Origin of the sequence: Streptomyces pratensis (genome assembly GCF_016804005.1) — a bacterium.
Classification (GTDB): Bacteria; Actinomycetota; Actinomycetes; order Streptomycetales; family Streptomycetaceae; genus Streptomyces; species Streptomyces pratensis_A.
Genome location: NZ_CP051486.1, coordinates 4,952,115 through 4,965,829, shown reverse-complemented (window position 1 = coordinate 4,965,829; position 13,715 = coordinate 4,952,115). Strand labels below are relative to the sequence as shown.

General features: G+C 67.4%; 9 protein-coding genes. 6 read left to right on the top strand and 3 right to left on the bottom strand.

Annotation, left to right across the window (positions count from 1 at the left end; translation table 11 throughout):
* Nucleotides 1-12 precede the first annotated feature (12 nt).
* Nucleotides 13-690 (bottom strand): TetR/AcrR family transcriptional regulator, encoded by a 678-nt coding sequence (locus HED23_RS20080; protein ID WP_203184785.1) that lies wholly within the window; start codon nt 688-690, stop codon nt 13-15.
* 121 nt (nt 691-811) lie between these two features.
* On the opposite strand from HED23_RS20080, the gene HED23_RS20075 reads away from it, so the two are divergent.
* Nucleotides 812-2,305 carry an MFS transporter gene (locus HED23_RS20075; RefSeq protein WP_203184784.1) on the top strand — a complete coding sequence of 498 codons (1,494 nt, stop codon included), beginning with the start codon at nt 812-814 and terminating at the stop codon, nt 2,303-2,305.
* A 294-nt stretch (nt 2,306-2,599) separates the two neighbouring features.
* Here HED23_RS20075 and HED23_RS20070 read toward each other — a convergent pair whose 3' ends face one another.
* Nucleotides 2,600-4,525: a GmrSD restriction endonuclease domain-containing protein gene (locus tag HED23_RS20070; RefSeq protein ID WP_203184783.1), complete on the bottom strand. Its 1,926-nt coding sequence runs from the start codon at nt 4,523-4,525 to the stop codon at nt 2,600-2,602.
* Nucleotides 4,526-4,915: 390 nt separating this feature from the next.
* On the opposite strand from HED23_RS20070, the gene HED23_RS20065 reads away from it, so the two are divergent.
* Nucleotides 4,916-8,167, top strand: coding sequence for a GH92 family glycosyl hydrolase (locus HED23_RS20065; RefSeq protein ID WP_238442053.1), 3,252 nt, complete (start codon nt 4,916-4,918; stop codon nt 8,165-8,167).
* Between the two features lie 66 nt (nt 8,168-8,233).
* On the opposite strand, the gene HED23_RS20060 is transcribed toward HED23_RS20065, so the two are convergent.
* Nucleotides 8,234-8,458: a hypothetical protein gene (locus HED23_RS20060; RefSeq protein WP_203184781.1), complete on the bottom strand. Its 225-nt coding sequence runs from the start codon at nt 8,456-8,458 to the stop codon at nt 8,234-8,236.
* Between the two features lie 250 nt (nt 8,459-8,708).
* On the opposite strand from HED23_RS20060, the gene HED23_RS20055 reads away from it, so the two are divergent.
* The 4 genes from HED23_RS20055 (at nt 8,709) to HED23_RS20040 (ending at nt 13,692) form a co-directional block, all read left to right on the top strand.
* Nucleotides 8,709-9,404, top strand: a complete 696-nt coding sequence (locus HED23_RS20055; RefSeq protein WP_203184780.1) for a Crp/Fnr family transcriptional regulator — start codon at nt 8,709-8,711, stop codon at nt 9,402-9,404.
* A 130-nt stretch (nt 9,405-9,534) separates the two neighbouring features.
* The gene (locus HED23_RS20050; protein WP_203184779.1) at nt 9,535-10,392 is read left to right on the top strand and encodes a hypothetical protein; all 858 of its coding nucleotides are present in this window, start codon (nt 9,535-9,537) and stop codon (nt 10,390-10,392) included.
* Complete coding sequence (locus tag HED23_RS20045; RefSeq protein ID WP_203184778.1) at nt 10,389-12,500, top strand: hypothetical protein; 2,112 nt, start codon at nt 10,389-10,391, stop codon at nt 12,498-12,500. Before HED23_RS20050 ends, HED23_RS20045 begins: the two co-directional genes overlap by 4 nt.
* Nucleotides 12,501-12,570: 70 nt before the next feature.
* Nucleotides 12,571-13,692: a PE-PGRS family protein gene (locus tag HED23_RS20040; protein ID WP_238442052.1), complete on the top strand. Its 1,122-nt coding sequence runs from the start codon at nt 12,571-12,573 to the stop codon at nt 13,690-13,692.
* The last annotated feature ends 23 nt before the right edge of the window (nt 13,693-13,715 follow it).

The window sequence follows — 13,715 nt, the reverse complement described above, 5'->3', positions numbered from 1 at the left end:
TTTCCGTTCCGTTCAGAGGCCGTGGTCCGGCCGGTTGAACTCAGCGAGCGCTTCGACCCAGTTCCGGCCCGTCAGCCGGCGGATGCCGTCCACCAGCGCCTGGCCGCAGTCGAAGCTCTGGTCACTGAAATGAGCGAGGACCAGACCGTCCCAGAGCGCGAGGACCTGCCGGGCCGTCTCGCGGGGATCCAGCCCTGGATGGGCGAGGCCTTCGCGCTGACTCCTCGTGATCATTCCGGTCCAGACCGTGAGGGCCCGTTCCGTCCGGCTAGCGAAGTATTCGGCAGCCGGGTGGCCCGAAGTGGCGGCTTGGCCTCGCAGCATCACGAACAGGCGTAGTCGCCGGTCATGGGCCGTCACCGAGGCGTTTGCTACCTCCCGTAGGGATTCGAGGTCCAGGGCCGCCTTCCCGTCGCTGATGCCTGACAGGTCGGCTTCCAGCTCGTCCACGCGGTCGAGGGCGGCGACGAGCAGGTGCTCCTTGGTCGGGAAGTGGTACAGGACCGTCGGTTCCCTGGAGTCCGACCGGGCCGCCACCAGTGCGGTGGTGACACCCTCGTGACCGAACTCGTCGACGAGCTCCAGAACGGCGAGCGCGATGCGTTCCCGACGCTCATGGGAGCGCTGGTAGGGGCCGCGCTTCTGCGAGCGCGCAGCAGCCTCCACGGGACGCTCTTCTTCTCGAATCATGAGTGAAAGCTAGCAATGATGGGTTACTGCGGCTAGATTTTCGGCGCGACACTCTTGACTTTCCTCGGAAAAATAACCTTCACTCAGCTTCCATGCGAGCAGCGCGCTCTCGACGGGTGACTTGACCGCCCTGTGCGATCGCCAGCTTGGCGCCACTGGAACATCGCGAAGGGGCCCCATGGCCGATCAGGTCGTAGCCGCCGCACCACCGCCGTCCGTTGCTGAGCCCACCAGCGCGGGTACGTCCATGACGTACTTGGGTGGTGTGCCCTTCCGTCGTTATGCCCTCTGGTACGCCCTGGCTCTCGGCGCGATCACTGCCATCTGGGGCGGTGTGCTGGGCGTCGTACTGCCCAACCAGGTCCAGTCCATTGAGTTTGCGAAGTGGTTCACGGGCGCCGACGCGGACGTGGACCTGACAGCGCTGAACGACCTGAAGGCCGCGGTGAACGCCGGCACCGCGGTGGCCACCGGCGAACAGCAGCGGCTGCTCGACCTGCTCAGCGACTTCGACGCCGCCCGCGCACAGGCGCTGTCTCTGATCACCTCGCTGGCCGTCGCCGCCACCATGCTCGTCCAGCCGGTCGGCGGAGTGCTTTCCGACCGCACCAGGAGCCAGTTCGGCCGACGGGCGCCGTGGATCGTGTTCGGAGCGCTCGTCGGCGCATGCTTCCTCATCGGTGTCCGCTTCGCTCCGACGATCGCCGTCCTGGCCCTGCTGTGGACCTGTGCACAGACCACGCTCAACCTGGTGAGCGGTCCGCTGCAGACCACAGTCGCCGACCGCGTCCTCCAGGAGAAGGTCGGCACCGTCTCGGGCATCGGTAGTCTGGGCAACTTCGGCGGCGGCATTCTGGGCGGAGTGGGCGCGGGGCTGCTCCTGCCGACCTTCGGCCTGAACATCCTGTACGCGTTCGCAGCCCTTCTCTTCATCTCGGTCGCGGGGTTCGTCGTCTTCGCGCGTGACCGGCCGTCGACCGAGCTGGCAGTGCCCCCGCATCGGTGGGGCCCGTTCTTCCGCGGCCTGACTGTGCCGCTGCGGCACCGCGACTTCCGGTGGGTGTGGTTCTCACGGATCCTGCTGACCTTCGGTTACGCCGTGTCGACCACCTTCGGCCTGTTCATGATGCAGAGCTACATCACGCCGGCTCTCAGTCTCACCGAGGCCACTCGTCTGTTTCCATTGATGGCTGTGGCCTCGGCGCCCGGCACCGTTGTGGCCATGCTGCTGGCCGGGCGCGCCTCGGACCGACTCGGTCGCCGCAAGCCGTTGGTGGTCGCCTCGTCGGCTGTCATGGCGCTGTCCATGCTGGTTCCGCTGTGCTGGCCGACGCTGGCGGCCTTGTTCGTGCAGGGCGTGCTGGCCGGTATTGCATTCGGGATCTACCTTCCCGTCGACCAGGCGCTTTTCATCGACGTGCTGCCGGACAAGGGCGCGGCCGGCCGCGACCCCGGCGTAGCCGCGCTCGGATCGAACCTGGGGCAGGCTCTCGGACCGGTGTTCGCCGGTCAACTGATTGCGCTCACCGGCGGTTACCACGTGGTGTGGGTGATGGCGCTGATCCTGACGGCGGCAGCGGGCCTGGCGATCTTCCGCGTTCGGGACGCCCGGTGAATGACTGGCCTGTGCGACAAGTCGGAGTGTTTCCGAGGCGGCGAGAGCCACCAGCCGCCGATGAGCGCCGTGGCCTCTGCGTCACCGCTGGTCATCTCGGGCTGCGCATCTGGTACCTCGTCCACGCGCGGTTGCTCGACACGATCGACCTTCCCGCTCTAGGCGAGGCGATCGCCTGAGGGCCCTCGGGCGAGCTCGTCGTCGGCACCGGCTACGAGGTCCTGGTCCTGGACCGCTGACCCTGCCGCTGGCTCATCTCTGACAGCCAACGTGCACGGCCGCGGCTGCCGTCCTTCACCGGATGCTTTGCAGGAGCGCCCCCGTGGCCGTGACGGTCCAGAACGACCACCCGTTGCGGTTCGGATTGACGTGCGGGTTGAGAGCCCGGACGGTGGCTACCGCCGCCCCGCTGGGGGATTCGTACACCCCGCGGCCGGGGCCGGAGGGGATCGTCACGGCGCGGGACGGCGGATCGTAGTAGGCGGTGGTGCGCCGGCCTTCGTAGACGGCGTGCAACTCGACGCCCTGCTCCGTGCGCAACGCCTGCACGTCTGCCTTGACCAGCGCGGGCGCGGAAGTACCCTCCGCGATCACGGTCTCGTCGGCGGGCATCTCGTCGGCGTCCTGACGGATGGCCCTCCCGTCGTAGGCCGGCAGACCCAGGAGCTCGTTGAGAACGTTGGCCAGCAGGCTCCTGCGCGCAGCCAGGAAGTCGGGGAACCGGTCCAGGGACCGCAGCTCCGGGTCGCTGGGGATCCACTGTTCCGCCAGGCGCTCCGGCGCGATGCCCGCCATGTACTCGGCGGGCAGCCTGGAGGAGATCATCTTGTTGGTCTGGCCGGTGACGAAGGCCAGGTTGGCGAGGCTGTTCCACTCCTCCTTCGCGTACGTCCCCTGGACCCGGGCGCGAGGGAACACGTGGTGGAACTCGATCCTGGAACCGCTGTACATCGGCTGATCGTTGATGGCGATGTTGGTCGCCCAGTCCCGCGCCCTGCCCCGCAGCGCGGCGATGTAGAGCAGTTTGAAGAAGGCGTGCGTGGAGTACTTCTGCTCCAGGTCCCTTGGGTGCAGTGCGCTGTCCAGGGATCGGGGGCCGGAGGCCCGGCGGATGAGCTCGGCGAACAGGTCATCCCCGGCACGGGACTTGATCAGCCGGGCCTCCGCGTCGAGCTTGCCCTCGACCTGCAGAGAGTAGTGGCTGAAGGCCATCGCCGTGTACACCCAACGACGCAGCATCTGCGCCTCTCCCGGACGCAGCTTCCCGCTCCGGTGAAAGAGCAGCAACGCAGGCACGATCGTGACGTTCGGCGAGGAGAGGATCTCGGACCGGGGGATCGAGCACTCGCCTTTCAGGAAGTCGATGGCGAAGCGAAGGGACCTCTCGGTGGCGTGCCACGCCTCCTTCAGCGCGGTCTCGTCCACCTCCGCTCCGATGAGCTTGATGTGATGGGCGCCGGTGCCCGCGAGGAGGCTCATGAGGCGCAGAACGGCTTCCCTGTTCAGGTCGAAGTCGCTGTCCCGTAGCTCCTGGTGAAAGGCGTCCATGGTGTCCAGGCCGGCGGACCAGCGGGCCGCGATGGCGCTGTACACGAGATCGCCCTTGGACAGCCGGCGGCCGCCCTTGTTCAGCCGGGCGAAGAGCTCGGCGACCTCCTCGTAGTCGTCGGACTCGTAGGTGATGACGGCGATCTGGTGATACCGGATGTTGTTCACCTTCTGCAGCCGCTGCATCCAGGTGCCGAAGTCCGGGTTGTCGGGGGACACCCCGGCCTTGTTCAGGACCGGATAGAACTGCACGTTCTCCTGCAGGAGCGTCGACACCGGGATCAGGAGCGGATCCTTGCGCTGCACGGCGCTCGGGGTCACGAATTCTTCGGTACGCACGTCGAAGCGCAGGTCTATGTGCCGACCGTCGGCCTTCGACTGCGGTCGGTAGACCCAGGCGAGGGAGGTCAGCCGCTGCTGTCCGTCCAGCAGATAGAGGGGTTGGTTCGTCGCCTTGTCGGTCTGGACGACGGCCGCAGTCTTGAACGGGACGTTCAGGCCGGTCTTCCACAGCAGCAGGGCGCCTACCGGATAGCCCCGGTAGAGGGAATCGAAGAGATCACGTACGTCAGGCCGCATCCAGACGAAGTCGCGCTGGATGGAGGGAATGACGACCATGCCCCGCAGCAGGTTCTCCACCTGGGAGATGATCTTTTCGTTCGCCAGTCCCATGCCGCCCCCAGCTTTCGGGTGATCCGTCACATCCACGGTAACCGCCATCCGGGTGCGGCCGGCCGGTTTCGGATCTTTGCGCTACTCCAAGCAATGGCCTTGCCGGCCGCGAGGGTTCGCCCATCTCCGTGTGCCGTTGGGTGGCGCATCCGCCCCGCAGCCGCGCGCCAGGGCGGGCAGGTCGCTTGTCGACGCCCCACTCTGGAGAATCGATGCAGCGCGTCAGAATTTGCCCCCGCTCACCCAGTGACATCCGGGGCGGTCGGGGATTATGGTGCGAACGAACATAGTGACAACGTTGTCAGTAGAGCAGGACTCGAAGGGAAATACCCCATGCGGTTTGCTTTCAGACCGTTCCGTCCCCGTGCTTCCGGTATAGCAGCCGGTCTGATGGCCGCCGTACTCGTGAGTGGTGGAGTGGTCGGCATCGCCGCGCCCGCCGCCGCCGCGGGCGCGGAACCGATCGATCTGGTCAATCCGTTCGTCGGAACCCAGAACTTCGGCAACACCTTCCCCGGGGCGAGCGCGCCGTTCGGCATGGTCCAGGTCAGTCCGGACACCGGCGGCCAGGGCGGCTACGACTACAAGCAGGACTCGATCTACGGATTCAGCCAGACGCACCTGTCCGGCGTCGGCTGCGGCGTCATGGGCGAGCTGCCCATCATGCCGACCACGGGTGCAGTCGACTCCGTGGACCCGAACGCCTACCGCTCCCCGTACAGCCACGACGACGAGCAGGCCAGTCCCGGCTACTACCGGGTGGGGCTGAAGAAGTACGACGTCGACGCGGAACTCACCGCCACCGAGCGCACCGGGTGGCAGCGCTACACCTTCCCCTCCACCGGTTCGGCCAACGTCCTGTTCAACACGGGCAAGGCCAACCAGTCCGTGCTGGACTCCGAGGTGCACGTCGTCGGTGACCGCACCATCGAGGGCCGGGTGCACGCCGGGGGATTTTGTGCCGGACACGACGAGCACACGGTGTACTTCAGCGCCACCTTCGACCGGCCCTTCAAGGCCTACGGCACGTGGGACGGCGCAGACCCCGAGCCCGGCACCCGCGACGCGGAGGGAGGCGGCCAGAACGGCGCCTGGGTGACCTTCGACGCGACCACCGACCGGGACGCCGTCCTGAAGGTGGGGCTGTCCTACACCGGTGTGGAGGGCGCCCGTAAGAACCTGGCCGCGGAGACCAAGGAGTCCTTCGACTTCGACGCCACGCGTGCGGCGTTGCAGGACACCTGGAAGAAGCAGCTGGATTCCATCCGGGTCGGCGGAGGCACGGCGGACCGGCAGAAGGCCTTCTACACCGCGCTCTACCACGGCCAGTTGCACCCGAACCTCGCCGGTGACGTCGACGGCAGGTACCAGGGGTTCGACAACAAGACGCACACGGCAAAGGACTACACGCCGTATCAGAACTTCTCGCTCTGGGACACCTACCGGCCGCAGAACCAGCTTCTGCAGATGCTGGAGCCGAAGGTCGCCCGGGACGTCGCGCTGTCGGTCGTCGCGGCCGGCCGGGACGGCGGCTGGCTGCCCCGCTGGGCGCTCGCCAACAGCGAGACCAACATCATGACCGGTGACCCGGTCACTCCCTTCCTCGTAGAGGCCTGGTCAAAGGGTCTGCTCGCCGGACACGAGGCAGAGACCTACGCGTTGCTGAGGAAGAACGCGACCAGCACCCCGCCCGCCGACTCGCCGTACAACGGACGCTCGGGATCGGACCACTACACCGAGCGCGGCTACATCCCGTCAGGTCTCGAGCTCGGCAAGGACTGCGCGGACAAGGGCGGCGACAACGACTGCAAGCACCCGGCGTCGGCGACGATGGAGTACTCCGCCGCCGATGCGTCGCTTGCGCTGATGGCCGAGCGGCTCGGACACAAGTCGGACGCCAAGATGTTCGCCGCGCGCGGCCAGTGGTACCGGAACCTGTGGGACTCCTCGATCCAGCAGTTCCGGCCGCGGACGGCCGACGGCACCTGGCTCACGCCCTACGACCCGGTCGAGGCGGCGCACCAATTCCATGAGGGCGGCGCGTACCAGTACCAGTGGCTGGTACCGCAGGACCCGGCCGGCCTCGTCAGCCTGATGGGCGGCCGGAGCGCCACCGAGAAGCGGCTCGACTCCTTCTTCGTCCACGACAAACTACTCACCGACCCGGCGGGCACCGCCCGGAATGACTGGATCTCGCAGCCGTACGACTACTACGGCAAGCCGACGTACAACCCGAACAACGAGCCGGACCTCCACGCCCCGTACATGTACAACTGGGTCGGCGCCCCGGCGAAGACCGCGACCGTGGTGCGTGCGGCGATGACGCTGTTCACCAACGGGCCGGACGGGATGACGGGCAACGACGACCTGGGCACCATGTCGGCCTGGTACGTCTTCTCCTCCCTCGGCCTCTACCCGACGATGAGCGGCGGCGACTTCCTGGCCGTGTCCAGCCCGCAGTTCGAATCGGCGACCGTCCGGATCGGCAGCTATCCCAAGGCGTCCGGCACCAAGGGCCAGGGCGGCACGCTGACGATCGAAGCACCCGGAGCGAGCGACACGAAGCGGTACGTGCGGAGCGTGGCCCTGAACGGCCGGGACGTACCCCAGACCTGGCTGAGCTGGAACAAGCTCGCGCACGGCGGAACCCTTGCCCACCGGCTCGGGACCTCCCCCTCCTCCTGGGGCACGGGCAAGGGCGCCCAGCCGCCTTCCGTCAACCAGGCATCCCCCGACAGCCGCAAGCACGTCGACGCGTCGCTGCGTCCCGCCTCGGCGGTCGTCCCCACGGGTGACGCCGCACAGACCGCGAAGTTCACGCTGGACGTCCTCGGGCAGGCTCCCGGAAAGCTGAACGTGTCGGTCACGGCGAAGGTGCCCAGCGGCTGGAAGGCCAAGACGGCACAGCGTTCACCACTGGTGATCGATTCCGGTCACCTCCCGGTCCAGAAGAAGGTGTCGCTCGACATCACCGTGCCCCCGGGCGTCGCGGCCGGGTCCTACCCGGTGGAGGTGAAGGTCGCGGGCCGAGGGACGAACTCGGTCACCCGCAAGGCCACCGTCACGGTGGGATCCGCCACGACCTGCGCGAGTGAGGCGAACGGGCAGTGCGCAGTGGACCTGCGCGCAGGCCTCGGCCACGACGGCACGGCCACGGTGGCGAACTCCGACGAGGGCGACTTCGACGGGCATGGCTGGAGCTATGACGGCGACCTGCTGCCCAAGGCGGGGCCGGTCACCTGGGACGGGGTGACGTACGACGCGCCGGACCCCACAGGCACGGCGAACAACTTCCTCGAAGCAGGCGGGCAGGCCCTCCTGCTGCCCGCCGGACAGCACAGTGCGCTGCGGCTGGTCGGCTCGGCGCACAACGGTCCTGTGACCACCACTCTGACCGTGCACTACACGGACGGCAGCAGCACGGAAGCACCGGTGACGTTCGGCGACTGGGCGGGCTCCGCACCGAACGGCAGCACGGTCGTCCTCGACATGCCGCACCGCATCAAGAGGGGCAGCGGTGTCGACGGGCCGTCCATTCGGCTCTTCGGTACGGCCGCCGAGCTCGATGGGGGCAAGACGGTCCGTTCGGTCTCGCTGCCGGACGACTCCCGCGTCGAGATCTACGCTATGACGCTCGTTTAGAGAGGGACGGCGGACCGCCGAAACCCATCCGGCGGTGCGCCGTTCCGGATCGGCGCACCCCTCTCATCAGGGCCCCGGCGCGAAAGCGCCGGGGCCCTTCGCGTACTCGCCACCCCGGCATCCGGCCCACCGGTTGGTGACGACCGTCACCGCGGTGTGCGGAGCCTTGTTGACGGAAGCGAGGACGTCGAGCTTGCCCTGACCCGAGACGTTGTTCACGTCTGCGGTGCCGCCGCAGTGGAACTGGCGGTACTCGTCGAGCGCAACCAGGAGGCACTCAGACCTGATCACCGCTGTGCGCTGCCGACTGCCTCGCAGGACAAATGGGGGCCGGCGCCCAGATTGTGTGCATCGGGAGGGAGGACACAACCTGGGCGTTCTGATCATGTGTCATAAGCTGGATGCACAGCGTGAGGGCAAGAGTCGCTGAAAGATCACGGTGCGAAAGGTCCTTGGGGGAGCGCGGGTGGAAACCGACGGCTTGGCCGGTCCCGTTCCGGGGCAGCAGGGACCAGCGGCCGTTTCCGGGCCATGCAGGTCCATGGCGCCCTCACGAACCGGCAGGCTCGAGGATCAAGTTCCTTTCCTGGCCCGGCTGGAACACCCGGAACGTGTCGCGCTGTTGGAGCTGGGCCAGCCCATGAAGTACGGCCCGCGGTCCGCACTGGTGCAGCAGAACGAACCGTCCACCCATGTGGTGGTCATCCTCGTCGGCTGGACAAAGGTCACCCGCTCCACAGCCAATGGTTACGAAGCGCTGCTTGCCCTGCGGGGCCCGGGTGACATCGTCGGGGAAGCCTCCGCAGTCAGCGGCCGCCCGCGTTCGGCGACGGTTACCGCGCTCGGGAAGGTCGAGGCCGTCACGATCGAGCGTGGCCGGTTCCTGGGCCATCTCGCGGAATTTCCGGCCTCATCCCTCCAACTGCTCAGCCTTGTCGGAGACCGGACACAGGCCAGCGACCGGCGACGCGTGGAGCAAGGCGCACTCGGAGTCCGCGAGCGGTTGTCGCTCCTGCTCCTCGAACTGGCGCGCACACACGGAGTGCAGGACGGCGAGGGGGTGCGTTTGACCAGCGGCCTCAGCCAGCACGAACTGGCAGGCGCGGTCGGATCCTCTCGTGAGGCGGTGGCCAGGCTTCTGAAGGAACTGAGGGAACGCGACGTTGTCCGGACCAGCCGCAGGGGGCTCGTCATCGTCCGTCCGGACCAGCTACGCCGGATAGCGGGCGGCGAATAGCTGACGTCCGTGCGGTCCTGGCGCGTTGTGTGCCATCGGTTACAGACGCTGTGTGCAGGTGTTCCTACTCCTTTGTCAGACCCCCACGAGATAGTGCTTCGGACCGAGCCCGACCGTCCGAGAGGCACCCATGACCCTGGCCCTGACGGAACCCGTCAACCGCACAATTTTGCTGCTGGACATCGAGGACTTCAGCCGACGGGACAATGTGGTGCAGGCCTGCCTGCGCCGGGAACTGCACAACGTCGTGGAGGACACTCTGGCTGCGGCGGGTGTCGAGCGGAATATGCAGTACAGAGAGGACCGCGGGGACGGTCTGATCGTGCTGATCAGTGCCGACATCCCGAAAACGGTGCTGCTCCGGGCCCTGCTGACGACTATCCCGGATGCGCTGTGCGAGTACAACCGACTGGCATCGACCAGCGCGCAGATGCGGCTGCGGACGGTACTGGCCTCAGGAGAGGTCGCCTTCGACCCCAAGCAGGGCACGGTAGGTGGGATCGTCGGCCACGACCTCAACCAGTCCTGTCGGCTGCTCGATGCCGGTGTCCTGCGCGAAGCGCTCGCACAGCGGGAGACGGACTGTGTGCTGGGCTTGTCGTCCCCCGTCTACGAAGGCGTGGTCCGCCACGGACACCGCGGGCTGCGCCCGGAGGAGTTCCATCACACGGTGGTGTCCGTGAAGAAGGACCGGCTCGCCCTGTGGTTGCACGGGACGCTGCCGGACGACACCATCACTCCGGCGCCGGAGACACCGTCCCCAAGGCATGGCGGCAGGGATGTGCACGAGGGTGCCGCCGGGCAATCTCCGGCGGTACCTGCCGGGGCGCCTTCGAGTAGTGGTGCGGCATTCGCTTTCAGCGGCGGAACGGTGTCGGTCGGCGGCAGCCAGGTCGTCGGCAGTCAGACCGGGGTCAGCGGGGGCCACGTCACGGGCGACGTGATCATGGGCACGGTCCGGCATGAGGGCCCGAGCGAGCAGGCATGAGCCAGCAGCCCGGTGACAAGCCATCGGAGCGCCCTCAGGAAGACACCGACCCGGCGGGCGGCAAACAGGAGCAGGCACACGACGAGCACACCGGCGCGGAGGATGACCGCCCGCAGGACCCCTGGGCGGCCCGCCGCGATCTGTACGAACACGCCCCGGCCGTCGTCGGCGGCAGCCTCGTCGGCGGCGATCAGACCGGGGTCAGCGGGGGTAGCGTCGGGGGCGACGTCGTCCTGGGCACGAAGGTGGAGCATCACTACCGCTTCGGCGCCGCCACCCACACCTCCGGGAAGATTCCTCCTTCCGAACTCCATCAGCTAGCGCTTGAGTTCGCCGGATACGAGGAACTTGTGCACCCTCTGCGCGATCGGTTGAGGGAGGAGCGGGTCCTTGTGCTCTACGGCGCACCCTTCACGGGCCGTCGCAGCGCTGCCCTGATGCTGTTGCGCTCCCTGGATGCTGTGCCCGTACGCGCAATCGACCCCAACACCCGGCCGACCGCGCTGATGGACGAACTCAACGGCGATCAGCACGGCTACCTCGTCAGCGATCTGGTGACGGGCAGGGAGAACCCGCTGCGCGACATCGACCTGTGGGCCGTTCGGGATGTCCTCCGGAAGAAGGAGGCGTATCTGGTCATCACCGTCGACCTGCTCGCGATCCTGCGGGGCGTCGACGCCGTCTCGTGGCAACCGCCGTCTCCTCAGGCGGTGCTCCGGTCGCATCTGCACGCCCTGGTGGATGACCCGCAGAGGGAGCGCGAGCTCCTGGCGCTGGACCTTTCCCGGGAGTTCCTCGACCGGGGCGACCACCAGCTGCGGGAGGCCGCGCGGTTCGCGAAGGCCCTGGCCGGCCACGCGGACGGCACAATCACCCGGGAGAAGCTGGCGAGCGTCGGCCCGGAGCTGGTCCGCGAGCAGGTCAGGGAGTGGTTCGGGGACGACAAGACCCTTCTGCGGGACAGGGCATTCCTCATCTCCCTGGCTGCGTTCGACGAAGCGGCATACGCGCTGACCGCGGAGCTCAGCGACATCCTGTACGCAGAGTTCCAGAGAACCGAGGATGCCGGGAGGGAGCCCCAGGTTGGCATCTTCGGGACGTCGATCACCAAACGTCTACGCCTGGCCCGAGCCGTTGAATACCGGAAGGAGGAGCACACGGAGTGGGGCCCCGTGTTCCAGCGCATGGCCCGATTCCAGGAGCCCAGAGCTGCTGTAGAAGTGCTCCGCGAGGTCTGGACGAGTCACCCCTCCGTACGGCCTGCACTGCTCGCGTGGCTCCGGAGGCTCGCACAGGACGGCCGGCCACTCGTACGTACTCGCGCGGCGGTGACGGCCGCCGTGCTCGCCCAGACCGACCTGCCGTCGGCGATGGCCCTGCTCATCGAGGGCTGGGCGAAATCGAAGGTGTATCGCGACTGCCTTGTCGCCGCCAACACTCTCGCGGCGGCACATGCCATCGGTGCGCCGAACATCCCGCAGATCCTCCGCTCCTGGTGCGATGAGAATGCCGGACCACGGCTTCGCTGGACAGCCATCCGGGCCTACGCCCTGGTGGGTGCCAAGATGCCCGACGAAGCGCTGAAGGCGTTGGCGGAAGCCGCTCGCACTGGGGACGACGAGCAGGAGGCGCAGCACATTGCCGAGTCCGCCGCGCTGCTCCTGAGCGACGAATCGGCGCCGGTACGCAGCCAGCTGCTGCGGGCTCTGCCCGAGATCCTTCGGGCAGGGCCCTCCGGCCGCCGACTGGCGTTGCACGCGTTCGTCCTGGCCTGCACGCGTGCCGACAGCCGGTTGATGCTGCGATGGCACGCGGACGCCTCCTCAGCGGGCCCGACCGAGGAGGCGCAGTGGCTGTCCCTGCTGTGGCGGACCGCCTTGGGCGATCTGGGCTACACCGCCGACGCGTTGAAGGCACTGGGTGACTGGGTGCGTGAGGCGGACAGCGATCCGCAGGTCGAGCGGGAACTGACAATGCTGCTTCCGACGCTGATCGGCTGCGACGATGATCGCAGGCGCCTCGATCACATGCTCCTGTCGCTGCGCAGTCGACGTGGGATGGCGGATGTCCCCCTCGCGGTGGCCAACCGTCTGCGGGGCGTGTTGTGAAGTGTCGCCTCTCATATGCGGCCACGAGCCGCGAAATTCCGGAACACCGTTGAGTGAGGAGAGAGGAACCATGGCGGACTTCCGCCGCGCACCCGACTGGGACCAGGCCGCAAACCGGCACAGCAAGCTGATCGACCCTGTACTGACCGTGCGCCAGTTGTCCCGCTTCGACCACCGTACGGCTTACAGCCGGATCGACAACGCGCTGGTCTTCACCACGAACAAAGGGGAGTTCGAGGTCTATCTGCCACCCCATCGGCCGACGAGATCTCTGTTCACTGCGACGCGATACACCGCGGTCTACGAAGTCGATATGGGGGTGCACGTCTGCACTGTTTCTCTGCTGTTGCCCAGCGACAACGACGCCTTCGACTTCACCACCGAAGTTGACCTGACCTGGCGGGTATCCCGGCCACAACGGTTCGTAGCCAGCGGAGAGCGGGACGTGCCCGCTCTCCTGAGGCTCCGGCTGGAACGCCTGTTGCACCCGGTCAGCCGCGCCTTCCCGCTCGATCAGAGCTCCGAAGCCGAACGTGCCGTGTGCCAAGTACTGGCCAGTGCGACAGATTTGGGTGAGGAGGCGGGGCTGCGCACGTCGTGCGCCGTGCGGCTCAAACTGGACGACGCGGCGATCGCCCAACAGCGGGAGCTCCGCCGGATCCGGTACAGCGACGAACAGCTTGGGCTGTCGCACGGAGTGGCGATGCGGGAGGACCGGCTCAGGGCGGAGCGCAATATGGAGCAGGCCCGGCAAGATCACGAACTGGTCATGCTGCGGGGCCGTCAGGATGAGGAAGTCAGGGAGCTGGAGGCAGAGAAGGTCCGCTACTACGACTACTACCTCCAGCACGGCGGCGTGGCGATGTGGGCCCTGCACCTGGCGCAGCACCCGGAGGATTCACGGCTGGTCATGGAGAACCTGCAAAGGGACCAGCTGCAGCTCATCCGGAGCCAGTCAGAGGTCGCCCTGCAAGTACTGAAGGAAGGGTCTCCGGAGGACTACCAGCGTGCGGGACTGAACAAGCAGGCCGTGGAGATCTTGGAGGGGCTCCTCGCGTCCAACTTGCCCGGATTCGCTTCAGCTCCTCCCGCGCCGGCATCCCTGCCCTGGGCCAAGCTCCCAGGCACCCCGGCACACTTGCACAGGCAGCGGGGCGGGCCCGACGCCGACACCACCGAGGAGACGCTATGAGTAGTAGTGGTGTGCAAAATCCT

Excerpts from the sequence above, each read along its gene's own strand:
- HED23_RS20055 (WP_203184780.1), top strand. The coding sequence starts at position 8,709 with ATGGCGCCCTCACGAACCGGCAGGCTCGAGGATCAAGTTCCTTTCCTG.
- HED23_RS20045 (WP_203184778.1), top strand. The coding sequence starts at position 10,389 with ATGAGCCAGCAGCCCGGTGACAAGCCATCGGAGCGCCCTCAGGAAGAC.
- HED23_RS20070 (WP_203184783.1), bottom strand. The coding sequence starts at position 4,525 with ATGGGACTGGCGAACGAAAAGATCATCTCCCAGGTGGAGAACCTGCTG.
- HED23_RS20065 (WP_238442053.1), top strand. The coding sequence starts at position 4,916 with ATGGCCGCCGTACTCGTGAGTGGTGGAGTGGTCGGCATCGCCGCGCCC.
- HED23_RS20040 (WP_238442052.1), top strand. The coding sequence starts at position 12,571 with ATGGCGGACTTCCGCCGCGCACCCGACTGGGACCAGGCCGCAAACCGG.
- HED23_RS20080 (WP_203184785.1), bottom strand. The coding sequence starts at position 690 with ATGATTCGAGAAGAAGAGCGTCCCGTGGAGGCTGCTGCGCGCTCGCAG.
- HED23_RS20050 (WP_203184779.1), top strand. The coding sequence starts at position 9,535 with ATGACCCTGGCCCTGACGGAACCCGTCAACCGCACAATTTTGCTGCTG.